24 protein-coding genes are annotated in these 24,353 nt (G+C 64.8%); 16 read left to right on the top strand and 8 right to left on the bottom strand.

Annotated features, from left to right (window positions below):
• The first annotated feature begins 1 nt into the window (after position 1).
• Positions 2–319 carry a hypothetical protein gene (locus tag AC0L4C_RS15620; protein WP_473400628.1) on the top strand — a complete coding sequence of 106 codons (318 nt, stop codon included), beginning with the start codon at positions 2–4 and terminating at the stop codon, positions 317–319.
• A 10-nt stretch (positions 320–329) separates the two neighbouring features.
• On the opposite strand, the gene AC0L4C_RS15615 is transcribed toward AC0L4C_RS15620, so the two are convergent.
• The 3 genes from AC0L4C_RS15615 to AC0L4C_RS15605 all read right to left on the bottom strand — a co-directional run bounded on the left by AC0L4C_RS15615 (position 330) and on the right by AC0L4C_RS15605 (position 2,688).
• Positions 330–1,067 carry a class I SAM-dependent DNA methyltransferase gene (locus AC0L4C_RS15615; RefSeq protein WP_473400627.1) on the bottom strand — a complete coding sequence of 246 codons (738 nt, stop codon included), beginning with the start codon at positions 1,065–1,067 and terminating at the stop codon, positions 330–332.
• Between the two features lie 15 nt (positions 1,068–1,082).
• Positions 1,083–2,330, bottom strand: a complete 1,248-nt coding sequence (gene dinB / locus AC0L4C_RS15610) for a DNA polymerase IV (RefSeq protein WP_473400626.1) — start codon at positions 2,328–2,330, stop codon at positions 1,083–1,085.
• A gap of 100 nt (positions 2,331–2,430) precedes the next feature.
• Positions 2,431–2,688 carry a YjhX family toxin gene (locus tag AC0L4C_RS15605; protein ID WP_473400625.1) on the bottom strand — a complete coding sequence of 86 codons (258 nt, stop codon included), beginning with the start codon at positions 2,686–2,688 and terminating at the stop codon, positions 2,431–2,433.
• A gap of 278 nt (positions 2,689–2,966) precedes the next feature.
• On the opposite strand from AC0L4C_RS15605, the gene AC0L4C_RS15600 reads away from it, so the two are divergent.
• From AC0L4C_RS15600 to AC0L4C_RS15585, 4 genes are read left to right on the top strand one after another with little or no spacing between them, the layout of a single operon-like run.
• Positions 2,967–3,275 carry a chorismate mutase gene (locus tag AC0L4C_RS15600; RefSeq protein WP_473400624.1) on the top strand — a complete coding sequence of 103 codons (309 nt, stop codon included), beginning with the start codon at positions 2,967–2,969 and terminating at the stop codon, positions 3,273–3,275.
• A gap of 4 nt (positions 3,276–3,279) precedes the next feature.
• A complete protein-coding gene (locus tag AC0L4C_RS15595) occupies positions 3,280–3,789 on the top strand; it encodes a GNAT family N-acetyltransferase (RefSeq protein ID WP_473400623.1) in 510 nt (169 codons plus the stop codon).
• A gap of 12 nt (positions 3,790–3,801) precedes the next feature.
• Positions 3,802–5,301: an Asp-tRNA(Asn)/Glu-tRNA(Gln) amidotransferase subunit GatB gene (gene gatB, locus AC0L4C_RS15590; protein WP_473400622.1), complete on the top strand. Its 1,500-nt coding sequence runs from the start codon at positions 3,802–3,804 to the stop codon at positions 5,299–5,301.
• Positions 5,302–5,311: 10 nt separating this feature from the next.
• Positions 5,312–5,605 carry a DUF1330 domain-containing protein gene (locus tag AC0L4C_RS15585; RefSeq protein ID WP_473400621.1) on the top strand — a complete coding sequence of 98 codons (294 nt, stop codon included), beginning with the start codon at positions 5,312–5,314 and terminating at the stop codon, positions 5,603–5,605.
• 42 nt (positions 5,606–5,647) lie between these two features.
• Here the strand turns inward: AC0L4C_RS15585 and AC0L4C_RS15580 are convergent, their stop codons facing one another.
• Positions 5,648–6,433, bottom strand: coding sequence for a DUF4394 domain-containing protein (locus AC0L4C_RS15580; RefSeq protein ID WP_473400620.1), 786 nt, complete (start codon positions 6,431–6,433; stop codon positions 5,648–5,650).
• Between the two features lie 194 nt (positions 6,434–6,627).
• Here AC0L4C_RS15580 and AC0L4C_RS15575 point away from each other — a divergent pair, with 194 nt between their 5' ends.
• From AC0L4C_RS15575 to AC0L4C_RS15565, 3 genes are all read left to right on the top strand, one after another.
• Positions 6,628–7,140: a sigma-70 family RNA polymerase sigma factor gene (locus AC0L4C_RS15575; protein WP_473400619.1), complete on the top strand. Its 513-nt coding sequence runs from the start codon at positions 6,628–6,630 to the stop codon at positions 7,138–7,140.
• Positions 7,137–7,847, top strand: a complete 711-nt coding sequence (locus AC0L4C_RS15570; protein ID WP_473400618.1) for an anti-sigma factor — start codon at positions 7,137–7,139, stop codon at positions 7,845–7,847. Before AC0L4C_RS15575 ends, AC0L4C_RS15570 begins: the two co-directional genes overlap by 4 nt.
• A gap of 294 nt (positions 7,848–8,141) precedes the next feature.
• On the top strand, positions 8,142–8,420 hold the full coding sequence (locus tag AC0L4C_RS15565) for a hypothetical protein (protein WP_473400617.1): 279 nt from the start codon (positions 8,142–8,144) through the stop codon (positions 8,418–8,420).
• 31 nt (positions 8,421–8,451) lie between these two features.
• Here the strand turns inward: AC0L4C_RS15565 and AC0L4C_RS15560 are convergent, their stop codons facing one another.
• The 3 genes from AC0L4C_RS15560 to purM form a co-directional block, all read right to left on the bottom strand.
• Positions 8,452–9,348 (bottom strand): DMT family transporter, encoded by an 897-nt coding sequence (locus tag AC0L4C_RS15560; protein ID WP_473400616.1) that lies wholly within the window; start codon positions 9,346–9,348, stop codon positions 8,452–8,454.
• A 117-nt stretch (positions 9,349–9,465) separates the two neighbouring features.
• Positions 9,466–10,053 (bottom strand): phosphoribosylglycinamide formyltransferase, encoded by a 588-nt coding sequence (gene purN / locus AC0L4C_RS15555; RefSeq protein WP_473400615.1) that lies wholly within the window; start codon positions 10,051–10,053, stop codon positions 9,466–9,468.
• Positions 10,050–11,126, bottom strand: coding sequence for a phosphoribosylformylglycinamidine cyclo-ligase (purM, locus tag AC0L4C_RS15550; RefSeq protein WP_473400614.1), 1,077 nt, complete (start codon positions 11,124–11,126; stop codon positions 10,050–10,052). Before purM ends, purN begins: the two co-directional genes overlap by 4 nt.
• An 87-nt stretch (positions 11,127–11,213) precedes the next feature.
• On the opposite strand from purM, the gene AC0L4C_RS15545 reads away from it, so the two are divergent.
• Genes AC0L4C_RS15545 through AC0L4C_RS15530 form a run of 4 tightly spaced genes read left to right on the top strand, consistent with a single transcriptional unit; the run spans position 11,214 to position 16,843 of the window.
• Positions 11,214–12,392, top strand: coding sequence for an AI-2E family transporter (locus AC0L4C_RS15545; protein WP_473400613.1), 1,179 nt, complete (start codon positions 11,214–11,216; stop codon positions 12,390–12,392).
• Positions 12,389–13,144, top strand: coding sequence for a P-loop NTPase family protein (locus tag AC0L4C_RS15540; RefSeq protein ID WP_473400612.1), 756 nt, complete (start codon positions 12,389–12,391; stop codon positions 13,142–13,144). Before AC0L4C_RS15545 ends, AC0L4C_RS15540 begins: the two co-directional genes overlap by 4 nt.
• The gene (locus tag AC0L4C_RS15535; protein ID WP_473400611.1) at positions 13,137–15,305 is read left to right on the top strand and encodes an RNA degradosome polyphosphate kinase; all 2,169 of its coding nucleotides are present in this window, start codon (positions 13,137–13,139) and stop codon (positions 15,303–15,305) included. Before AC0L4C_RS15540 ends, AC0L4C_RS15535 begins: the two co-directional genes overlap by 8 nt.
• Entirely contained in the window at positions 15,302–16,843 is a 1,542-nt protein-coding gene (locus AC0L4C_RS15530) for a Ppx/GppA phosphatase family protein (RefSeq protein WP_473400610.1), read from the top strand. Before AC0L4C_RS15535 ends, AC0L4C_RS15530 begins: the two co-directional genes overlap by 4 nt.
• Here the strand turns inward: AC0L4C_RS15530 and rnd are convergent.
• Positions 16,840–18,003, bottom strand: coding sequence for a ribonuclease D (rnd, locus tag AC0L4C_RS15525; RefSeq protein ID WP_473400609.1), 1,164 nt, complete (start codon positions 18,001–18,003; stop codon positions 16,840–16,842). The genes AC0L4C_RS15530 and rnd overlap by 4 nt on opposite strands.
• A 190-nt stretch (positions 18,004–18,193) precedes the next feature.
• Between rnd and aspS the strand changes: the two genes are divergently transcribed.
• From aspS to AC0L4C_RS15505, 4 genes are all read left to right on the top strand, one after another.
• Complete coding sequence (gene aspS, locus AC0L4C_RS15520; RefSeq protein WP_473400608.1) at positions 18,194–19,963, top strand: aspartate--tRNA ligase; 1,770 nt, start codon at positions 18,194–18,196, stop codon at positions 19,961–19,963.
• A 121-nt stretch (positions 19,964–20,084) separates the two neighbouring features.
• On the top strand, positions 20,085–21,686 hold the full coding sequence (locus tag AC0L4C_RS15515; RefSeq protein ID WP_473400607.1) for an EAL domain-containing protein: 1,602 nt from the start codon (positions 20,085–20,087) through the stop codon (positions 21,684–21,686).
• A gap of 79 nt (positions 21,687–21,765) precedes the next feature.
• Entirely contained in the window at positions 21,766–24,060 is a 2,295-nt protein-coding gene (locus tag AC0L4C_RS15510; protein WP_473400605.1) for an NADP-dependent malic enzyme, read from the top strand.
• Entirely contained in the window at positions 24,057–24,350 is a 294-nt protein-coding gene (locus AC0L4C_RS15505) for a Dabb family protein (protein ID WP_473400603.1), read from the top strand. Before AC0L4C_RS15510 ends, AC0L4C_RS15505 begins: the two co-directional genes overlap by 4 nt.
• The last annotated feature ends 3 nt before the right edge of the window (positions 24,351–24,353 follow it).

Here is a 24,353-nt window from a genome sequence, read left to right as displayed (position 1 = left end):
CATGTCGGCAGATATCTTCACCTCCGAGGACTGGTCGAACCCGCCCAAGGACATGTCCAAGCCGCTGCAGGCGATGTGGTGGATTCGCAAGGGCGAGTTCCGCATCGGGCCCGAGTGGGAAGAGGCGCACGTCATCGTCCAGGCGATGGAGGGTGTGGTCGAGTTCGACTGGGTGCACGCGCTGCTGCACTGGATCGAGGCCGATATGGGCAATGCCGACTACTGGTATCGCCGCGCCGGCAAGCGCCGCTCCGCGCCCAACGTCAAGGCGGAGTGGGAACACATCGCCAAGATCCTGAGCGGCGTCACCCAGCACTAGTTTGGGTTGGTCAAGTTGCCAGCCGATAGACCGAGATGTGCGCGCGCGACTCGGCGGTGAACGGCGAGCCGCGCCAGTCGGCGTGGCGGGATTCCAGCGTGAAACCGGCCAGTTGCGCCATCAGATCGAGTTCGGCCGGCCAGACATAGCGGTGCGGCGAGCGGAACAGGCTGGCCGCGCGACCTTCGCCAAAGCGGAAGTGGTGCGAGATGACGATCTGGTTGAGCACATCGACCGTATCAAGCCCGATATACCGATCCTCGGCGGCAAACACCGTGGCCTGATTGCCAGGCGGCAGCCGGCGCAGATCGGGCACCCAGAGTTCGATCAGGAAGCGTCCGCCGGGGCCAAGATGCCGGGCGGCGTTGCGAAAGCACGCCACCTGCTCGGCCTGGGTCAGGACGTTCGAAATGCCGTTGAACACCAGAAAGACCAGCGAGAATGTCCCGTCGACCCTGGCGGTAGTCATGTCGCCGATGGTGACCGGGATGGTTGTGGCGTCGACATTCTTGCGCAGTTCGGCGACCATCGGTGGCGAGAGCTCGATGCCCGCGACAGCAACGCCGCGGCGGGCGAGCGGAATGGCAACACGGCCGGTGCCGATGGCAAATTCGAGCGCTGGTCCGCCATCGGCCAGCGCCGCGAGGCGATCAACAGTCGCCTCAAGCAGTTCGGGGTCGAACATGCCGGTGCCCGGCGTATCGTAGCTTGCGGCCGCCTCGGCGTCCCAGATGTCCTTGTGATCCATGCTCGTATTCTAGGCTCAGAGGTCCTTTTGCGCCAGTTCGCGGAAGGCGTCGGGCACGGAACGGGCCTTGTCCAGCGCCACCGGGCCATAGCCGATGGCTTCCCAGCCGAAGCGGTCGCGCACCTTGTCGATGGCCTTGTCGGCCATCCAGCGGGCAGCGCCGCGCTGCGTGCCGGGGCGATGCTTCTCGTCGGCCAGTCCCAGCGGCAGTTCGAGTTGCAGCATGGGCTGGCGCTCAAGGTGGCTGACGGAGATGGCGAGGAGCGAGAGGAAACGTTCCTGCGGGTGATCGCGCAAGGCGCTGCGCACCAGTTCCTCGGCGACTTCGGCCAGCGTGGTGGTGGCCGAAATGGGTGCGGCGAGCGTCAGCGAGCGGGTGACGGCGTGCAGATCGGCAAAGCGGACGCGGGCGGTGATGGTGCGACCCGACAGCAGCCTGGCGCGGAGGCGCGAGCCGATGCGGTCGGCCAGATGCAGCAGGGCAGGGCGAAAGACATGCTCTACTGCGGGTTGTCGCCCAAGAGCCGACTGCGCGCCGGCCGACCGGGACCGCCGGTCGGTGACGATCTCGCGGGCGTCGCGATTCCACGCCAGTGCCGCCAGCTTGTCACCGGCCGCCGGACCAAGGAGGCGCGTCAGCGCGGCGCTGGAAGTGTTGGCCAGTTGCCCGATGGTGGCAATGCCTTGCTGCGCCAGCTTTTCTTTGGTGACCGGTCCGACGCCCCACATCAGTTCGACCGGCAGGGCGTGCAGGAACTCGATCTCGGCGGCCGGGTCGATGACGACCAGGCCGTCCGGCTTGGCCACCTGCGAGCCGATCTTGGCCAGATGTTTGGTTCGGGCGACGCCGACCGAGATGGGGAGGCCGAGTTCGTCCCGCACCCGGCGGCGAATGGCGGCGGCGATGTCCGCCGGACTGCCGAACAGGTGCGCCGTGCCCGCGACATCGGCAAAGGCCTCGTCGATGGAAATGCGTTCCACCAGCGGGGTGAAATCGTCCAGCACCTTGATGGCCGCGTCGCCAAGGCGTTGATACTGATCGAAATGTCCGTCCACGAAGATCAGATCGGGACAGAGCTCCCGGGCCTTCCAGCCGGGCATCGGGGTGCGGACGCCAAAGGCCTTGGCCTCATAGGAGGCTGCCAGCACGATGCCGCCACCGACCGCGATCGGCTTGCCGCGCAGTGCCGGATTCAGCAGTTGTTCGACCGATGCGTAGAAGGCATCGAGGTCGGCATGCAGGATGGTCGCGAGGTCAGTCATGCCGGCACCCGTGAGCCGATTGGAGGCAGAACATAAAGAGAACAAAAAAGTCGGAAGTCAAGTGCGACCCGTCACCGATCGGTGACGGGTCTGGGTGCCTCTAGCGATTGTCCAGCTCGCTGCGTACCAGTTCCAGACCACGCCGCGTAATGCGGTAGGGTTGCCCGGAATGGGACGCTATGGCCTTCTTTCGCTTGAGCTTTTTGAACAGGAGCAAGGGCAGGGCAGGAGCCCGCCAGCCGTCTCGATTGTAGAGGTCGACGGCCTGGATACGGCCCTTGTGGTCCTTGACAGGAGTGATGTTGCCGCCCTGCGCGAGGGCGTGCAGCACCCGCTGTTCATCGCGGGAAATGTCCATTTTGAGATAGCCTGGGAAGTGCTGAAAACATCAAGGCACGCCGCCAGCAAACGCATGGCGGCGGTCCGGTTCTCAAATCCCCGTCACGTCAGCGACGGGGTGCTACACAATCTCCGGCAGGCGAGACATAAAACGTATCCTGATGATCGCGACACAATGTAGCCGCGTCGATGAACGTCGGATGAATAGCGTTTTGGACCCCATCAGGCAACCGGCGGTTGAAATCGCGCCGCAGTCCGTGCAAACCAGATCGACCTGACAAACGAGAGCCCTGCGCCGTGACCAAGACGCCTGCCGAATGCCAGACCAAGGAAGATGTCCGCGACGAGATTGACCGGATCGACCGGGCGCTGCTGACCCTGTTTGCCGAGCGGCACCGCTATGTGACGCGGATGGCGCAGATCAAGACCGATCCGCATGAGGCTCTCGACCCGGCGCGGATCGATGCCGTCATCAAGAAGCAGCGCGATCGCGCCGAGGAACTCGAGCTCGACGAGGATCAGGCAGAGTTGATCTGGCGGACGCTGATCAGCTGGAACGTGAATTACGAGAAGGGTATCATCGCGGCGCGCAAGCGCATGGAGTAGTGCTATGTCGGCCGTGATCCGCAAGGCCCTCGCATCGGAAATCGAGACCTTGGCCGACATTGCCTATGTCGCCTGGGACAAGGACCTGCGTCCTTTGCTGTCGGGCGCCGCGGCCAATCGCGACCTCGAACGCCGGCGCCTCAGTCACGAGGTGCATGCCAATCTCGACCGGATCATCGTCGCCGAGATCGAGGGCGTGGCGGTCGGCTGGTGCAGCCGCGCCCGCGGCCGCTCGTATCTGCCCTACCTGTTCGTGACGCCGCTGCTGCAGAACCACGGCATCGGCACGCTGCTGCTGCACCGCATGGAATCCATGCTGGAGCTGGAAGGGGCCGAGCGGGTGCAGCTCAATACGCTGGTCGACAACGTGCGGGCGGTGGCATTTTACCAGCATCAGGGCTATCGCATTCTGGCCATGCGCCCCGAAGACAAGTCGACCCACAATCCCGAGACCACGATCCGTCTCGAAAAGCGCCTCGCGCCCTATCACGGCGCCATCAGTGACATCGAATAAGGACTGACCCTTTTGACACTCGTCGATACGCGTACCCCGAACCCGAAGAACTTCATTTCGGGCTCCACCGGGGACTGGGAAGTGATCATCGGCATGGAAGTGCATGCCCAGGTGCTCTCCGAGAGCAAGCTGTTCTCCGGCTCGTCGACCGAATTCGGCTCGCCGCCCAATGCCAATGTCAGCTTCGTCGACGCCGCCATGCCCGGCATGCTGCCGGTGATCAACGAGGAATGCGTGCGCCAGGCCGTTCGCACCGGGCTGGGCCTGAAGGCCGCGATCAACAAGCGCTCGATCTTTGACCGCAAGAACTACTTCTACCCGGACCTGCCACAGGGCTACCAGATCAGCCAGTTCAAGGACCCGATCGTCGGCGAGGGCAAGGTGATGCTCACCGTCGGCGACGAGGAGATCGAGATCGGCATCGAGCGCCTGCATCTGGAGCAGGACGCCGGCAAGTCGATCCACGACCAGCACCCCAACATGAGCTTTGTCGACCTCAACCGCTCCGGTGTGGCGCTGATGGAGATCGTCTCCAAGCCCGACCTGCGCTCGTCCGAGGAGGCCAAGGCCTATCTGAGCAAGCTGCGCACCATCCTGCGCTACCTCGGCACCTGCGACGGCAACATGGAACAGGGCTCGATGCGCGCCGACGTCAACGTCTCGGTACGCAAGCCCGGCGGCGCGTTCGGCACCCGCTGCGAGATCAAGAACGTCAATTCCGTGCGCTTCGCCGGTCAGGCCATCGAATACGAGGCGCGCCGCCAGATCGACATCCTGGAGGATGGCGGCAGCATCGACCAGGAGACCCGGCTCTACGATCCCAAGACCGGCGAGACGCGCTCCATGCGCTCCAAGGAAGAAGCGCACGACTACCGCTATTTCCCCGATCCCGACCTGCTGCCGCTCGAGTTCGACGATGCCTATATTGCCGATCTCGCCCAGCACCTGCCGGAACTCCCGGACGAAAAGCAGGCCCGCTTCATCCGCGACTATGGCGTGACGCCCTACGACGCCATGGTGCTGTCGCTGGAGCGCGAGTCGGCAGACTATTACGAGGCCGCCGTGGCCCATGGCGGCAAGCAGCGCGACGGCAAGGCCGTGACCAATCTCGTGATGGGCGACATCTCGGCCTATGCCAATTCGATCGGCGTCTCGATGTACGAGACCCACATCACGCCGGCGCAGATCGCCGGAATTGTCGACCTCGTGGCCGACGGCACGATCTCGGGCAAGATCGCCAAGGACCTGCTGCAGATCATCATCACCGAGGACAAGGCTGGCGACCCGGCCGAGATCGTCGAAAAGCGCGGCATGAAGCAGGTGACCGATACCGGCGCCATCGAGAAGGTGGTCGACGAGATCATCGCCGCCAATCCCGACCAGGTCGAGAAGGTCAAGGCCAAGCCGACACTGGTCGGCTGGTTCGTCGGCCAGGCCATGAAGGCCTCGGGCGGCAAGGCCAACCCGCAGGCGCTCAACGAGATCCTCAAGCGCAAGCTGGGCATCGAGTAGGGGCGGGCGGATGGCCAAGGGTTACTGGATTGTCGACCTGGAGATCACCGATCCCGAGGCCTATGGGCAGTACCAGGCCTTTGTGCGCCCGTTTCTGGCCGAGAACGGCGGGCGCTTCATCGTCCGGGGTGGCCAGCAGGAGGTCGTCGAGGGGACGGCACATCCGCGCCAGGTGGTGATCGAGTTCGAGAGCTTTGCGGCAGCGCGGGATCTCTATCATTCCGCCGCCTACCAGGCGGGAATGCAGAAGCGCGTCACCGCCAGCGTCGCCAACTTCGTGATCGTCGAGGGGTTTGACGGCTAGAAGACGATCCGGCCCCTCCCGCAGGAAGGGGCCGGTAGTGCCTTACGGCAGGATGGCGACGTCGCGCAGCATGCCGTCAAAGCCGGTGATCTCGCCCACCGAGCTTGCCTTGCCGGTGTCCAGCGCCACCGTATAGAGGCTCTTGCCGGCGACCAGATAGGCCGTATTGGTCAGGTCCTGCGTCGAGGCGATGTCGAACGCGTAATTGTCGACGCCATCGATGCCAAGCTTGCCGATGGCCTTGAGCACACCGTCATTGGGCGGCGCCTGCTGGATCAATGCCACGATGGTCGCGTCGATGTCGTACATCGCCGTCTTTTCCGGCTTGCCGATGGAGTTGATGTAGGCCGCGGCGACGATCTCCGGGGTTTCGCCGGCATGCATGTCGGCCGACTCATAGGCTAGCGAACCGTCGACGGTGACGGAGCCATCATCCACATTGGCGCGCAAGTTGGTGCCGTCAACGCCCATGAAACGCAGGCGATCGGCGGCCGGGTTGAAATCGACGATGGCATCGACGCCATCGGCGAGGCCCTGGCTGAGGGTGCTCTTTTCCGTCGCGGCGCCCGTCGTCGGATCGATGGTGACGACCTTGGTGCCATCGGCAACGCCATAAAGCATGCCATCGGCTGGGCGTACGTCGATGCCGAGCAGGCGGTCTACGCCGGTGACATCCATCGTGCCGGAAACGGCGAGCGTTTCGGTATCGAACATGACCAGCGTCTTGTCGCCGGAAAGGCCGATGGCGGGTGCGGCCAGTGCAGCCGAGGTGAGGCCGGCAAGTGCGGTGCCGGCGAGAAGGGTGATGCGAATGAGGGTATGGGGCATGATCGGGGTCTCCATGTGTGGGGGCGCTCAGGCGCCTGTTACGAGCCCATTACCCGCGACGCCCGGCGCGCAGATGCACCCGCACAAAATAAAGTTGAGTTGCATCCGTTCGCCCGCGCCATGTGTAGTGTGCGGCAGAGGCAAAGGGACGCTGCGCATTGGACAAGGTCGGAGAAAACGACGCGAATGGACTCATGGCGGAGATCGCGGGAGGCAACAAGGCGGCACTCGGCGCGCTGTTCTCACTCGAGGGCGGGCGGATGACGGCCATCGCGCGGCGCATTGTGCGACGCCCCGATCTGGCCGAGGAAGTGGTGCAGGAGGCCTTCGTCACTGCGTGGCAACGCGCCGCCCAGTTTGACGCAACGCGTGGACCGGCACGGGCCTGGCTGACAACCATCGTGCGCAACCGGGCGCTCAACCTGCTGCGCGACGGCAGTCGCCTCGATTTTCGCGATGACGAGACGCTGGCGCAACTGGGCGACCGGGATGCCGATGCCACCGGCGCCTTTGACCTGCTGGCCGAACGCGATGCCCTGCGCAGGTGCCTCGAGCAACTGGATCAGGCCAAGCGGCACGCCATCCTGCTCTGTTACGTCACCGGCCTAAATCACGGCGAAGTCGCTGCCAAGCTCGACGCGCCGCTGGGAACGGTGAAGGCCTGGATCCGTCGCGGCGTCATCTCGCTGCAGGAGTGCCTGACATGAGCACCGAGGACATCCAGGGGCAGGCGGGTGAGTATGTGCTCGGCCTGATCGAGGGCGCCGACCGCATAGCCTTCGAAGCCGAGATGGAGCGTGATCCGGCGCTGGCTGAGCGCGTGGCCATGCTGTCACGGCGCATGCAGGCGCTCGACGAAACCGCCTCCGGTGAGCCCAATGCCGCGCTGTGGCCGGCAATCGAGGCTCGGCTGGACAGCACTCCCCAGATGCCCGCGACCCCAACCCCAGCGCCCGCCAATGACAACCGGGCTGTGACCGGCTGGGGCAGGTGGGCAGCGCTGGCGGCGAGCGTCGTCGTCGGCATCGGTGTGGGCTACATGGCCAGCGAGACGATGCGGCCCGCTGAACTGAAGCCAAGGGTGATCGCGGTGCTGCTCAAAGAGGGCGACGCCAGTCCGGGAGCCATCATCGAGGCTTTTGGCGATGACAGCGTGCATGTCGTTGCCCTCGAGGACTTCGTTGTCCCCGCCGGCAAGGTGCTGCAGGTCTGGACCAAGCCGGACGAAATCACCGGAGCGGTGTCGCTGGGGACGCTCGGCGCCAGCACGGATGCGCGCCTGCAGGGCCCCAGGCTGCCGCTGCCCGCCGACGGCCAACTCTATGAAATCACACTTGAACCATCGCCGGGATCACCGACGGGCAAGCCGACCGGACCGATACTGGTGAAGGGATTTGCCAAAGCGCCGATCTAACAAACGGCGGCCGAAAAAGAGAAGGGCCCGACCAGGAGGTGGAATCTCCGGACGAGCCCAAACCTTCGGGCGGCGAAGCCCGAAAGCCCGAAATCCATACGCTTTTGCCGGCGGCGCCGCAAGCGCACATGGCAGTTATGTGACGCCGCGGGACGAATTGTCGGGACTCATGGGGCCTCGCACTGTACATCCGGGACAAAGCCCCGTGACCCTGCGGCGCAAACCCCCGGAGTACATGAGTTGGCTTCAGCCGCTGCAGACCTTCACGCCCTACGTGCGCGCGACGCACTTCTTTTGCCGTTCAAGCGCCGGATCGCCAGCTGGCTGATCCGCACCGACATCTGGCAGGAAGCCAGCCAGCCCGGCGCCAAGGATGCCGCGGCCCGTGCCGAGGCCACCGAACGGGCCCGCAACGCCCTCGCCGAACTGGACGAGCAGGTGGTCAATCTCGACGACATCAAGTTCCCCGATACGGTCAGCAACAAGCTGGTTGCCGGCGAGCTCGAGGACATGAAGAAGCGCTATGTCGAGATCCGCGCCACGCTGGTCCAGATCGGCACCAAGGCGGCCTGACCCCGTCTGAGCAGTCCGGACCGGCGTCGCGTTACGCCGGTCGCGGCAGCGGCATCCAGCGCCGCACCAGCCTGCCGTCGATGAAGACCAGGCCCGCAAAGATCACGACCATGCCGATGACATGCACGAGCTCGAAGCGCTCGTGCAGCACCAGCACGCCGAGCAGGATCGCCGAAATCGGCGTGATGAAGGTGTTGAGCGAGATATTGGTGGCGCCGACCCGCGGCAGCAGCCAGTAGAGCAGCAGGAACGCCAGTGACGACGACATCAGGCCGATGGCGAAGAGCGCCGCCCAGGTTTCGCCCTGCGTGATGACCGGCACACCTTCGAAGAGCAGGGCCACCGGCACCATGACCAGCGCCGCGCCGGTCAGCGAACTGGCCGCTACCGTTGCCGAATCCACTGCCTTGAACCGGCGCGCGTAGTTGAGCGTCACCGCGTAGCAGACGGTGGCGAGGAAGCAGGCGCCGATGGCCCAGACCTGCGTGCTGGCGCCGTCCGCGAACGACGGCGAGGCGAGGATGGCCGCGCCAACAAAGCCGATGACCACGCCGATCGACTTGTTCCAGCTCACTTTTTCACCGCCTCTCCACAGCTGCGAGACGATGACGGTGGTCATCGGTGTCATGCCGTTGATGACGCCGACAATGCCGCTGGCGAGATCCTTCTCGGCCCAGGGAAAGAGCGCGAAGGGGATGGCATAGTTGAGGATGCCGAGCACCAGCAGCTGCGCGTAGAGCATCGGATCGCGGGGCAGGGTGCGCCGCGTGGCGACGAAATAGGCCCAGCAGCCCAGCGCTCCGATGGTGACGCGGCCGCCCGAGACCCAGAGCGGCCCGAGCTCGCGGATGAGGATGGCGTTGAACAGGAACGAGCAGCCCCACATGGCGCCGAGAAAGACGATCAGAGCCCAGTAATGCGCTTTCATGAAAAGCCTCTTGCCGACCAGAGCCGCCCTTTGGCAGGCGGATGCACACTGGTAGTGCGCCGTCCGAACCGCGTCGAACCGATTTTGACGATGGCCCCGATCAATCGCCGTGATGGGCTAGGAGCGGTAGACGGCCGCGCCGGTGGCGACGAGGCGCAGGGCCGCGGGATAGGCCTTGTGCTCCTCGACGAGGATGCGGGCGGCGAGGGAGTCGGCGGTGTCGTCGGGCAGCACCGGGACCTTGCGCTGCAGGATGGCCGGCCCGTCGTCGAGGTCGGGGACCACCCAGTGCACGGTGCAGCCGGATTCGCTGACGCCGGCCTCCAGCGCCTGCCGCTGCGGGTGCAGGCCCTTGAACTCGGGCAGGAGCGAGGGGTGAATGTTGAGCATCTTGCCGGTCCAGCGCATGGCGAACGGCATCGAGAGAATGCGCATGAACCCGGCAAGGCAGACGATATCGGTACGCCAACCGGTCAGAATGGTGTCGATTTCGGCGTCAAAGGCTTCGCGGCTGGAGAAATCCTTGTGCGAGCGCACCGCCGTCGGCACGCCTGCCGCCTCGGCAAAAGCCAGCCCCGGCGCGTCCGCCTTGTTGGAGAAGACGCCGATGATTTCGGCAGGGAAGTCCGGGTCGCGTGCCGCCTCGATCAGCGCGGACATGTTGGAGCCGCGACCGGAGATCAGGATGGCGACGCGCGTCTTCACAGCGCCAGTTTGCCGTCGAAAGTGACGGGCTCGCCGGTGCGGCGGATGAGGCTGCCGACAATTGCGGCGGTTTCACCCTCGGCGACAAGGTGCGCGACAAGCTGGTCGGCATCGTCCGAGGCGACGGCGCAAAGCATGCCGACGCCGCAATTGAAGGTGCGCAGCATTTCGCGCTCGTCCATGCCGCCAACCTTGCTCAGCCAGGAAAACACTGCCGGAACGCTGATCTGGCCCAGATCGATATGGGCGGCCAGGTCGTCCGGCAGGACGCGGGGGATGTTGTCGATGAAGCCACCGCCGGTGATATGGGCGAGAGCCTTGATGCCGATGCCGGCCTTCAGCGCCGAGAGCAGCGGTTTCACATAGATGCGGGTGGGCGTCAGCAGGGCTTCCGACAGCGTCTTGCCTTCTTCGAACGGCGCCGGCAGGTACCAGTCGATGCCCGAGATCTCGACGATCTTGCGCACCAGCGAATAGCCGTTCGAATGAACGCCGGACGAGGCAATGGCAACCAGCGTGTCGCCGGCCGCAATATCGGCGCGCGGCAAGAGGGTGCCGCGTTCGGCCGCGCCGACGGCAAAGCCGGCCAGGTCATAGTCCTTGTCCTGATACATGCCCGGCATTTCGGCGGTCTCGCCGCCGATCAGGGCGCAGCCGGCGATGCGGCAGCCGTGGGCAATGCCTTCGACGATCTGCGTACCGGTGGCGACGTCGAGCCGCCCGGTGGCGAAATAGTCGAGAAAGAACAGCGGCTCGGCGCCCTGCACGATGATGTCGTTGACGCACATCGCCACCAGGTCCTGGCCGATGGTGCCATGGCTGCCGGTATCGATGGCAATCTTGAGCTTGGTGCCGACGCCGTCATTGGCGGCGACCAGCACCGGATCGACAAATCCGGCCGCCTTCAGATCGAACAATCCGCCGAAGCCGCCGATCTCGCCATCGGCCCCAGGCCGCCGCGTCGAGCGCACCGCCGGCTTGATCGCGTCCACAAGCGCGTTGCCGGCGTCGATATCAACGCCCGCCTGCTTGTAAGACAGTCCGTTTGGTGGCACGTTTTGCGTGTCGGACATGGGCTGGACTGGCCATTCTTTTAGGGTAAGAGGTCTGTTGGCGCTGATAGCCGCTCCACCTGCCAGACGCAAGGGTTGCCCGGGTCGATGACACTTAGAAATCAACTGTTCGTCTGGGCCGGAATTTCGCTCGTGGCGATCCTGCTGCTGTGGATCTTCCGCTCGATCCTGCTGCCGTTCATCGTCGGCATGGCCATGGCCTATCTGCTCAATCCGGTGGTGACGCTGCTCATGAAGATCCGCATTGCGCGGCCCTTCGGCTCGGCCATTTCACTGCTGCTGCTGATCGCTGTGGTGATGGGCATTTTCCTCATGCTGGTGCCGCTGGTCTCGACCCAGATTGCGGGCCTGGTGCTGCGGCTGCCCACCTATATCGGTGACCTGCAACTGCTGCTGCAGGACCTCGCGCCGCAACTCAACGAATGGCTCGGACCCGAGCGCGCCGCCCAGCTCGAGGCATCTCTGGCGCAGATGATCGGCACCGGCGTCGAGCTGGCCGGCAGCATCACCGCGCAGATCGCCCAGAGTGGCCTGACGGTGCTCAATACCATCGCCGTGCTGTTCATCACCCCGGTGGTGGCCTTTTACCTGCTGCTCGACTGGGACGGCATGGTCAAGCGCGTCGACGAACTGCTGCCGCGCCAGCACCGCGACGAGATTGCCGGCGTGCTGCGCCAGATCGACCGCTCGATGGCCGGCGTGATCCGCGGCCAGGGCTCGGTGATCGTCGTGCTCTGCGTCTATTATTCCACGGCGCTCTGGATGGTGGGGCTCGATTTTGGCATCGCCATCGGCCTGATCGGCGGCCTCTTGAGCTTTATCCCCTATGTTGGGTTCCTCGTCGGCTTCGCCCTGTCGATGACGATTGCCGCCGTGCAGTTCTGGCCCGACGAGTGGGTGCGCTTTCTGATCGTGCTGGCCGTCTACGTGGTCGGCCAGTTCCTCGAGGGCAATATCCTCTATCCCAAGCTGGTGGGACAGAGCATCGACATCAATCCGGTCTGGCTGATGTTCGCGCTGTTTGCCTTCGGCCTGCTGTTCGGCTTCGTCGGCCTGCTGCTGGCTGTGCCGCTGACTGCCATAGCCGGCGTGCTGACGCGCTACGCCGTGCAGAAATACCAGGCCAGCACGCTCTATCTGGGCGAGGCCACGGCGCCGGCCGCCGCGCCGAACCCGGAAATCCAGGTGACGCTGGTTACCGACGCTCCGGTCAAGCAGGCCACCGCCACCGCGACGCGCCGCCCAAGGGCAAAGCCCGCAAAATGAACCAGGCCACGCCAGGGCCGGGACCGATCGGCCAGTTGACCCTCGAATGGGGGCATACACCGTCCCATGCCGAAGAGGACCTCATCGTCGGCGAAGGCAATGACCTGGCCTATCGGCATATCCTGCACTTCCCCGACTGGCCGTCGCCACCCTGGATGCTGCTGCAAGGGCCGGCCAGCTCGGGCAAGTCGCATCTGGCCCGCATCTGGGCCGAGCGGGCAGGGGCACAGCTGCCGGCCGTGGGCGAGCTCGAGGCGCTGTCGCGCCAGGGCGGCACCGCGCCGCTGGTGCTCGAAGACGTCGACCGGCGCGGCTATGACGAAGCGGCGCTGTTCCATTTGCTCAACCAGTCGATGCGTGACGGCCGGCCCTTGCTGCTGACAGCGCGCGAGGCCGTTGCCAACTGGAGCTTCGACACCGATGATCTGAAGTCGCGGGCCCGACTCGCGGCGCATTTCCCGATCGCGACCAGCGATGACATTCAATTGTCGCAGATGTTCGTGAAGCTCTTCGGCGACCGCCAGGTGACGGTTGATCCCAAGATCATTGCCTATCTGGTCGCCCGCATGGAACGGTCGCCCGACGAGGCGGTGGCGCTGGCGGGACTGATGGATGAGGCGGCGCTGGCGCGCGGTACGGCGATCACCCGTGCCATAGCGGCCGAGGCGCTGGCGCGGCGCGGCGCGGCGCGCGATACGGCCCAGCTGGCGCTGGAGCTGGAGGAACGGGAAGGCGACGACGACGATGAATGAGCAGAGCGAGTTTTCCGATCCGACGCCGGCCGCCCCGGACGTCGACGAGCTGCGCAACAGCCCGGCCCGGTTCGTCAACCGCGAGGTCAGCTGGCTGCAGTTCAACATGCGCGTGCTCGAGGAGGCGGGGAACGTCAATCACCCGCTGCTCGAACGGCTGCGCTTCGTGTCGATCTCAGCCAACAATCTCGACGAGTTCTTCATGGTGCGTGTGGCCGGCCTCAAGGGCCAGGTCCGCGCCGGCATCGCCACCCAGAGCGCCGACGGCCTGTCGCCGACCGAGCAGCTCGAGGAGGTCGCCACGCTGGCCCAGCACCTGCATCTCGAGCAGCAGGACCAGTGGCAGACGCTGCGCGAGGAACTGTTCGAAGCCGGCGTCGTGATCCACGAGATCGACGACCTCGGACAGGAGCAGGTCAAGTTCCTGCAGCGGCTGTTCCGCGAGGAAATCTTCCCGGTGCTGACGCCGATTGCCGTCGATCCGGCGCATCCGTTCCCGTTCATCCCCAATCTCGGCTTCTCGCTCGCCTTCGAGATGATCCGCCCCGGCACCATGGCGGCCCTGACCGCGCTGGTGCGCGTCCCCGGCAATCTCGACCGCTTCATCACCCTCCCGGCCAGCCTGAGCGAGGACGGCCGGATCGAGGTCGTGACCATCGACACGATCATCAACCTCTTCTTCCACAAGCTCTTTCCCGGCTACGAAGTGGCCGGCTCCGGCGCTTTCCGGGTCATCCGCGACAGCGAAATCGAAATCGACGACGAGGCTGCCGATCTGGTGGTGGAATTTGAATCGGCACTGCGCCAGCGCCGGCGCGGCCAGGTGATCCGCCTCGAAATCGAAAAGAAGATGCCGCGCGCCCTGCGCCGCCAGATCTCGGACCGGCTGGGGATCGGCAATGCCGATACGTTCGAGTTCGAGGGTTTCCTCGGCCTCGCCGACGCCGCCAAGGTGTGCGAGATCGACCGGCCCGACCTGAAGTTCCAGCCCTATGTGCCGCGCTTTCCCGAGCGGGTGCGGGACTATAATGGCGACATCTTTGCCGCCATCAAGGCCAAGGACCTGCTGGTCCATCACCCGTTCGAAAGCTTCGACACAGTGGTGCAGTTCCTGCTGCAGGCCGCCCGCGATCCCAATGTGGTGGCCATCAAGCAAACGCTCTACCGCACCTCGCGCGACAGCCCGATCGTCAAGGCGCTGATCATGGCGGCGGAGGCCGGCAAGTCGGTCACGGCACTGGTGGAACTGAAGGCGCGGTTTGACGAAGAGGCCAATATCCGCTGGGCCCGAGATCTCGAACGGGCGGGCGCGCAGGTGGTGTTCGGCTTCATCGAGCTCAAGACGCACGCCAAGATGAGCCAGGTGGTGCGCCGCGAAGGCGGCAAGCTCGCCAGCTACTGTCACCTGGGGACCGGCAACTACCACCCGATCACCGCCAAGATCTACACCGATCTGAGCTACTTCACCTGCGACCCGGCGATTACCCGGGACGTGGCGCGGGTGTTCAACTTCATCACCGGCTATGCCCGGCCGACCGAACTGGAGGCCATTGCGGCCTCGCCCGTCAATCTGCGCTCCACCCTGATCGAGCACATCGAAAAGGAAATCGGCTATGCCGAGCGCGGCGAGCCGGCCAGCATCTGGCTGAAGATGAATTCGCTCGTCGATCCCGAGATCATCGACGCGCTCTATGACGCCAGCCGCAAAGGCGTCAAGATCGAGCTGATTGTGCGCGGCATCTGCTGCCTGCGCCCTGGTATTCCGGGGTTCTCCGACAATATCCGGGTCAAGTCCGTGGTCGGCCGTTTCCTCGAGCATTCGCGCATTTTCTGCTTCGGGCAGGGCGAGCCCATGCCCTCGCGCAAGGCCAAGGTCTACATCTCCTCGGCCGACCTGATGCAGCGCAATCTTGACTGGCGCGTCGAGGTGATGGTGCCGATCGTCAACAAGACCGTGCACAAACAGATCCTTGACCGTATGCTGGTAAGCTACCTGAAGGATAACCAGCAGAGCTGGGAGGTGCTTCCTGATGGCAGTTCGCATCGCATTCGGCTCGCCGAGGGTGAGGAGCCCTTCAGCGCCCACGAGTACTTCATGACCAACGCCAGTCTGTCGGGACGCGGCAGTGCCTTGCACGACAAAGATGAGAGTGACGATTGAACCGATACTGGGGCGTAGACGCCGATCCGACCGCCCAAGGGCGTATCAAGGGTGCCAAGCCGGTGGCGGTGCTCGATATCGGCTCCAACTCGGTGCGACTTGTTGTCTATGAGCGCCATGCCCGGTCGCTGACCCATCTGTACAACGAGAAGTCCGCCTGCGCGCTGGGCCGAGGTGTCGCCTCGTCAGGCAAGCTGGCCCAGGAAAATGTCGAACGGGCGGTGACCGCCATCCAGCGCTTTGCGCTGGTCGCCAAGCTTATGAAGGTGGGCAAGGTCTATGTGCTGGCCACCTCGGCAGTGCGCGATGCCAGCAATTCCAAGGAGTTCGTCAGCGCCGTGGAAGAGCTGATGGGCACCAAGGTCCAGGTGCTCAGCGGCGCGGAGGAAGCCCATTATGCCGCGCTCGGCGTCCTTGCCGGCATTCCAGGGTTCACCGGCATCGTCGGCGATCTGGGCGGCGGCAGCCTAGAACTCTCGGCCATGAACGCCGGCGACGACGCGGCGGGCGAGACGCTCGAGCTTGGCGTCATCCGCCTGCAGGACGACAGCGGCAGCTCGGTCAAGAAGGCCCAGAGCATCGCCAAGCAGCGGCTGAAGGCCTCGGGCCTGTTCGACGGCAAGGGCGGCGGCACGTTCTGCGCCATCGGCGGTACCTGGCGGTCGCTGGCCAAGCTGCACCAGATCCTGCGCAAATACCCCCTGCACATGGTCCAGCACTACGACGTGCCGGCCGACGACCTGCTCAAGCTCTGCGATGACATCATCAGCGAGTACGACAAGAACCAGACCTATGCCGGGTCCGAGAACATGAGTTCGGGGCGCCGCGACCTGGTCCCTTACGGCGCTGCGGTGCTCTATGAAGTGCTCAAGGCCGGGAAGTTCGACAAGGTGGTGTTTTCGGCCCTCGGGGTGCGCGAAGGCTATCTCTACGGGCTGCTCGACGACCACGAGCGCCTGGTCGATCCGCTGCTGCAGGGCGCCGAGGAAATGTCCGTGCTGCGCTCGCGCTCGCCGGCCCACGCCACCGACCTCATCGACTTTTCGGCCGAATTCCTCACCGCCATCGGCATGCGGGAATCGGCGGATGAACTGCGGCTGCGCAAGGTGGCCTGCTACCTCGCCGATATCGGCTGGCGCGGTCACCCCGACTATCGCGGCGAGCAGAGTGTCGACCTGGTGGCCTACGGCTCACTGACCGGCGTCGATCACCCAGGGCGGGCCTTTCTCGCCGAGGTGATGGCCGTGCGTTACATGGGGTTGAAGCACAAGAGCCAGAATCAGGCGCTGCTGTCACTGGCCGGATCGGCGGGCAGCAGCAAGGCGCGGCTGCTGGGCGCCACGTTCCGGGTGGCCTACCCGATGTCGGCCGCCATGCCGGGCATCCTGCCGCGGGCCAGCTTCTCGATGGATGATGACACGCTGATCCTGCATCTCCCCGAGGATCTGGCGTTTCTCGACGGCGAGCATCTCCAGACCCGGCTCGATCAGCTGATCGGCGTGGCCGGGATCAAGAACGCCAGAATCCGCGCGAGCTAGTCGGACGAGCCGGGGATCGGGATCTCCACCACACCCTTGCGGGTGGCAGCCAGACCGATCTTGCCGTGCTTGATCGCCAGGGCCTTCTCGCCGAACAGCTTGCGCCGCCAGCCCTTGAGGGCCGGCACATCGGCCTCGTCATCGAGCACCAGGGCGTCGATCTCGTCGGAGGTGGCGAGGATGCGGGCGGCGACGCCATGTTCCTCGGCGACCGACTTGAGCAGCACCCGCACCAGATCGCCGACGGCGCCCTTGGGTGAGGGGCCGCGATAGCGCTCGGGCATGTCGGGCAGTTCGGCTTTGCTGAGCGCCTCGACCCTCTTGATAATGGCGATGATCTCGGCAGCGGCGGCCGAGCGGCCGTAGCCGCGCTGCACGGCGCGCAGCTTCTCGAATCCTTCGGGAGACGACGGGCGCTGCATCGCCAGTTCGACCAGCGCATCATCCTTGAGCACGCGGCTGCGCGGCTGATCGGAATCCTGCGCGCGCTTCTCGCGCCAGGCAGCCAGCTGCTGCAGGGCGGCGATGTCACGCGGGCGGTTGAGCTTGGCGCGCAACCGCTCCCAGGCGTTTTCGGGCTGCACCACATAGGTGTCGATCGAGCGCAGCACCGAGAGCTCGTCCTGCACCCAGTCGCCGCGGCGGGTTTTTGCGACCTGCTCGACAAGGCTCTTGTAGATGTCGCGCAGGTGGGTGACGTCGGCGAGCGCGTAGACACGCTGCTTCTCGCTCAGGGGCCGGGCCGACCAGTCGGTAAAGCGCGACGACTTGTCGAGCTCGACGCCGGTCACCGAGCGCACCAGATTGTCGTAGGAGACGCTGTCGCCGAAGCCGCAGACAGAGGCGGCAACCTGCGTGTCGAAGATATTGGCAGGCACCTTGCCGGAGAGCTTGACGAAAATCTCGATGTCCTGCCGGGCGGCATGAAAGACCTTCGTGACCGCTTCGTTGGCGAGGAGCGCAAAGAACGGCGCCAGACTCAGCCCGTCGGTCAGCGGATCGATCAGAACCGCTTCATCGTCCGTCGCCGCCTGCAGCAGGCACAGCTTCGGCCAGTAGGTCGTCTCGCGAAGAAACTCGGTATCCACCGTCACATAGTCATATCCGGCGGCTCGCTCGCAAAACGCAGCGAGCGCGTCGGTGGAGGTGATGATCTCCATGTATCGCCTTTCGGGCCCCAGTGCTTGGCCAGCCTCTTATCAGGGGAAGTCCATGCATTCCAGAAACAATTACCCGCACTGCAGCATCGCCGGGCGTGCCGCAAGCCCCGGAAACTTGACAAACTCGCCCCTGCATGCGCTTTTCGCGCCGCTATTTTACCCAGCCAACCCACCTGCAAAGAGTCACAAAATGCACCCCTATCGCACACACACCTGCGCGGCCCTGACGGTGGGGGACGTGGGCGATAATGTGCGTCTCTCCGGCTGGGTGCACCGCGTCCGCGATCACGGCGGCCTGCTGTTCATCGACCTGCGCGACCATTATGGCCTGACGCAGCTGGTGATCGACCCCGATTCCGCCGCCTTCAAGCTGGCCGAAACGGTGCGCTCCGAATGGGTCATCCGCATCGACGGCGAGGTCAAGGCGCGGACGCCCGAGACCGTCAACGCCAACCAGCCGACCGGCGGCATCGAAGTCTTCATCCGCGAGCTCGAAGTGCTTGGCGAAGCAAAGGAATTGCCGCTGCCGGTGTTCGGCGAGCCGGACTATCCCGAGGATGTGCGGCTGCGCTACCGCTTTCTCGACCTGCGCCGCGAGACGCTGCACGCCAATATCGTCAAGCGCACCAGGATCGTCTCGTCGATGCGCCGCCGCATGGGCGACATCGGCTTTGCCGAATATTCGACGCCGATCCTGACCGCCTCGTCGCCCGAAGGCGCCCGTGACTTCCTGGTGCCCAGCCGTATCCATCCGGGCAAGTTCTTTGCCCTGCCGCAGGCGCCGCAGCAATACAAGCAGCTGCTGATGGTTGCCGGCTTCGACCGCTATTTCCAGATCGCCCCGTGCTTCCGCGACGAGGACCCGCGCGCCGATCGCCTGCCAGGCGAATTCTACCAGCTCGACCTCGAGATGAGCTTTGTCACCCAGGAAGAGATCTGGGACACCATGACGCCGGTCATCACTGCGCTGTTCGAGGAGTTCGGCGAGGGCAAGCCGGTGACCAAGCAGTGGCCGCGCATTCCCTATGACGAGGCAATCCGCAAGTACGGCTCGGACAAGCCGGACCTGCGCAATCCCATCGTCATGCAGAATGTCACGGAGCATTTCCGTGGTTCCGGCTTTGGTGTGTTTGCCAACCAGATCGCTGGCGACGACAAGGTGGAGGTCTGGGCCATTCCAGCCAAGACCGGCGGCTCGCGTGCCTTCTGCGATCGCATGAACGCCTGGGCGCAGGGGCAGGGCCAGCCGGGCCTCGGCTATATCTTTTTCAAGGACGGTGCCGGCTCGGGGCCGATCGCCAAGAATGTCGGCGAGGAGCGGACGGCGGCCATTCGCAGCCAGCTCGGGCTGGAGGACGGCGATGCCGTGTTCTTCGTGCTCGGGCGTCCCGAGAAGATGTATCGCTTTGCCGGCGAAGCCCGCGTCAAGGCCGGGCTCGACCTGAACCTGACCGACCTCGAGCGCTTCGAGTTCTGCTGGATCGTCGACTTCCCGTTCTACGAGTGGAGCGAGGAAGAAAAGCGGGTCGACTTCGCCCACAACCCGTTCTCGATGCCGCGCGGCGGCCTTGAGGCGCTCAGGAATGAAGATCCGCTGACCATCAAGGCGTACCAGTACGACGCCGTCTGCAACGGCTTCGAGATCGCCTCGGGCTCGATTCGTAACCAGGAACCGGCGACGATGATCGCGGCCTTCGAAAAGACCGGCAAGTCGGCGGCGGAAGTCGAAGAGCAGTTCGGCGGCCTGTTCCGGGCGTTCCAGTACGGCGCCCCGCCGCATGGTGGCGCGGCCTTCGGCGTGGACCGCATCGTCATGCTGCTCTGCGGCGTGCAGAACCTGCGCGAGATCACGCTGTTCCCGATGAATCAGCAGGCCGAAGACCTGCTGATGGGGGCCCCGAGCCCGGCTTCGCCCAAGCAGTTGCGCGAACTCAGCATCCGGCTGAACGTCAAAGAATAGTGGCATTGGAGCAGCGCCGGGTGCGCTGCTCCATTCCGGCACACGTGGTTAACCGGCGTTAACACTCTCTTAAAGTGCTGCAGGCTACGACTTGGGCTCTGGTGGGGGCCGCGAGTCTGCAGTGAAGTCGAAATACACTCACGCTATCATGCTGTTGAGCGCCATTGCGGCGTTCCTGCCGGTGCTTGGCGTCGACTATCTGCTCGATTCCTACGTGCGCATGCGCGAGCGCGCCCAGTTGCAGCAGACGGTGGACAGCATCACCGAGCGCATCCAGGCCACCGCCAAGGACGCCATCGGCTCGCTGCGCACGATTCTGGCTGACAGTCCGTCGCTCTGTACCCCGACCTTCATCGCCAATGTGCACAGGCAGATGGAGTCGAGCCTCTATCTCAAGCAGGTGCTGGTGGAGAACGCCGACGGCGTGCAGTACTGCGATGCCTTCGGCAAGCAGGTGAGTTATTCGCCGCTGTCGGACAATCTCAGCATTCCGGGCAACGCCGAGACCTTCTCGGTGGTCAAGCTGGGCGGCCTGCCGACACCGGTGCTCAAGATCACCCAGAATTTCGGCGGCCAGCGCCGGGTCTCGGCCTTTGTGCCGATCATCGCCAACCCGCCCGACAGCCTGCTGCGCGGCCTGAAACCGACATCGATGGTGCGGGTCACGCTGACCAACGATACGCCGGTGCTGACGGCAGGGGATGCCAATGCCTACGACCATCGGGGCGACACTGAGTTCGTTGCCGTGCACTCGATTGCCGGCGAGATCCCGATCCGGGCCGAGTCGGCGGTGCCGTTTGCCGTGGTGCGCGCCGACTATGCCGATCTCGATGCCAGCTTCACCATAGTCGCCTGCCTGATGAGTGGCGGCTTCCTGGTGCTGGCGCTGCAATATGTCCGCCGCTCCAGCCTGCCGGCCTTCGATCTGGAACGGGCCATCCAGGCCGGCGAGATCAAGCCGTGGTACCAGCCGGTCATCAACCTTCGCACCGGCGCCCTGGCGGGCTGCGAGGTGCTCTGCCGCTGGGAAAAGAAGGGCGGCGAGATCGTCATGCCCGGGGCGTTTATCGATTACGCCGAGGTCACGGGCCTCGCCATCCCCATGACCGTCAGCCTGATGCAGCAGGTGCGTCAGGATCTGGCCGAACTGTGCCGGGAGATGCCTGAGCTCAAGGTCTCGATCAATCTCTTCGAGGGGCATTTCCGCGATGGGTCGATCGTCGAGGACGTGCAGGCGATTTTTGCCGACTCGCCGATCAGCTTCCGCCAGCTGGTGTTCGAGATCACCGAGCGCCGGCCGCTCGACAATGCGCCGCAGACCACGGCCGTCATTTCCGGCCTGCACGCGCTTGGCGCCCGGCTGGCCATGGATGACGCCGGCACCGGCCACTCGAACCTCGCCTATATGCAGACGCTCGGGGTTGATGTGATCAAGATCGATCGCGTCTTCGTCGACATGATCAAGCCCGGGACCACGCAGGTGCCGGTGCTCGACGGACTGATCTCGATGGCGCACGACCTGGGCACCGAAATCGTCGCCGAGGGCGTCGAGACCGAGGCGCAGGCGCTCTATCTGCGGGCCCGCGGCGTCGTCATGGCGCAGGGCTTCCTGTTCGCCCCGGCGATCAAGCTGGGCCCGTTCCGGGACCTGGCGCGGGCGCTCAACAGCCAGGGTAAGCCGGCCGCCGTGTTGCCGCCGGCCTCGGCCGCCGCAGCGGCTTGAAGACGGTATGGTCGGCAAGCGGCCTTCCCTTGTCGTCCGATTAGTGTCACCTAGCAGTCAGTGAATTGAGGGGGGACCCATGTCGTCCGACATGTCCGAACAGCGCCGGGCCTTGCGTGAGGCCGCACTGCATTTCCACGAGTTTCCGCGGCCCGGCAAGCTGGAAATCCAGCCGACCAAGCCGCTGGGCAACCAGCGCGATCTGGCGCTGGCCTATTCTCCGGGCGTGGCAGCACCCTGCGAGGAGATTGCCGCCAATCCCGATGCGGTGACGCGCTACACGTCGCGCGGCAACCTGGTGGCGGTGATCTCCAACGGCACCGCCGTGCTCGGCCTTGGCGCCATTGGCGCACTGGCCAGCAAGCCGGTGATGGAGGGCAAGGCGGTCCTCTTCAAGAAATTCGCCGGCATCGATGTGTTCGACATCGAGATCGACGAGACCGATCCCAGAAAGTTCATCGAGATCGTGCGACCGCTCGAACCCACGTTTGGCGGCATCAATCTCGAGGATATCAAGGCCCCCGAATGCTTCCAGATCGAGGAAGCGCTGCGCGAGCGCATGAACATCCCGGTGTTCCACGACGATCAGCACGGCACCGCGATCATTGTCGGCGCGGCGGTACTCAACGGCCTTGAACTGGCGAAAAAGAAGATCGAGGAGGTGAAGATCTGCACCTCCGGCGCCGGCGCCGCGGCAATCGCCTGCCTCAACATCCTGGTGGCGCTGGGCGCCAGGCTCGAGAACATCTGGGTCGCCGACAAGGACGGGCTGCTCACCGACAAGCGCGACGACGTCAACGACAAGTGGCGCGGCCGCTTCTGCCGCTCGTCCGACAAGACGACGCTGGCCGAGGTGATCGACGATGCCGATATCTTCCTCGGCCTCTCGGCGCCGGGGGTCCTGAAGCCGGAAATGCTGCAGAAGATGGCGCCGCGCCCGCTGATCCTGGCGCTGGCCAATCCGACGCCCGAGATCATGCCCGAACTGGCCAAGGAGATCCGCCCCGACGCCATGGTGTGTACCGGCCGCTCCGACTACCCCAACCAAGTCAACAACGTCCTCTGCTTCCCGTTCATCTTCCGCGGTGCGCTCGACGTCGGCGCGACGACGATCAACGAGGAAATGAAACTGGCAGCGGCGCACGCCATTGCACGGCTGGCCCATGACCCCGGGCTGGAAGTTTCGCCATCGGGGCAGCCGGCGGTTTTTGGCGCCGAGCACATCATTCCCAATCCGTTCGACCAGCGCCTGATCCTGCGGATCGCACCGGCCGTGGCTCGCGCGGCCATGGAGTCGGGCGTCGCCAAGCGGCCGATCGAGAATTTCGAGGCCTATCAGGACAGTCTCAACCGCTTCGTCTTCCGCTCCGGGCTGGTGATGAAGCCGATCATCGACCGGGCCCAGGGGCAGGGCAAGCGGGTGGTCTTCGCCGACGGCGAGGACGAGCGCGTGCTGCGCGCCGCCCAGGTGCTGCTCGAGGAGCGGATCGCCAGACCAATCCTGATCGGCCGTCCCTCCGTGCTGGAAAGCCGCATCGAGCGCTTCGGCCTGACGCTGAAGCCGGGCAGGGACTTCGAGGTGGTGAACCCCGAAGACGATCCGCGCTACCGCGACTACGTGGCGCTGTTCCACTCGCTGGTGGGACGCTCCGGCGTCACGCCGGACACCGCCCGCACCATCGTTCGCACCAACACCACGACCATCGCCGCGCTGGCGGTCAAGCGTGGCGACGCCGATGCCATGCTGTGCGGCCTCGAAGGCCGCTACATCAAGCATGTGCGCGATATCCGGTCGATCCTGGGGCTGCAGGACGGGGTCAAGGACGTCTCGGCCCTCTCCATGCTGATCATGCCGCGCGGGGCGTTCTTCCTGACCGATACCTACGTCACGCTCGACCCGACACCGACCGAGATCGTCTCGATCGCGCTGCAGGCGCGCGATCACCTCAAGCGCTTCAATATCGAGGCAAGGGCCGCTTTGCTCAGCTACTCCAACTTCGGCTCCCGCGATGGCGACAGCGCCTTCAAGATGCGGGAGGCCTACCGGCTGCTCAAGCTGGCCGCGCCCGAGATGATCGTCGAAGGCGAAATGCAGGGCGACCTGGCGCTCAACGAGGACCTGCGGGAACGCTACATTCCCGACTCGGTGCTCAAGGGCGAAGCCAACCTGCTGCTGTTCCCCAATCTCGACTCGGCCAACCTGTCGATGACGCTGCTCAAGGAAATGAACAACGCGCTGGCCGTCGGCCCCATCCTGATGGGGTCGCGGGCCCCGGCGCACATTCTTGCCCCCTCGACGACGAGCCGGGGAATCGTCAACATGGCGGCAATCGCCGCGAGCGAGGCAGTGGCCCTGGAGGGGGCAGTCGCATGATCCGTCATACCGTCGTTTTCGTCCTCAAGCATGCACATGGGTCGCTGCAGGAGAAGTCATTCCTGCGCGACGCCAAGGCGGCGCTGGAGCATATTCCCGGGGTCAAGAAGTTCGAGCAGCTCAGGCAGGTGAGCAAGAAGAACGACTACCATTTCGGCTTCTCGATGGAGTTCGCCGATCAGGCTGCCTACACGGCCTATGACCAGCACCCCAAGCACGTGGCGTTCGTCAAGGACCGCTGGATCCCCGAAGTCAGCAAGTTCCTCGAGATCGATTACGAGCCGCTCTGACGG

It is taken from the genome of Devosia sp. J20-27 (assembly GCF_055808595.1).
The sequence above is the reverse complement of the archived record's forward strand: the minus strand, read 5'-3'. Positions and strand labels throughout refer to the sequence as shown.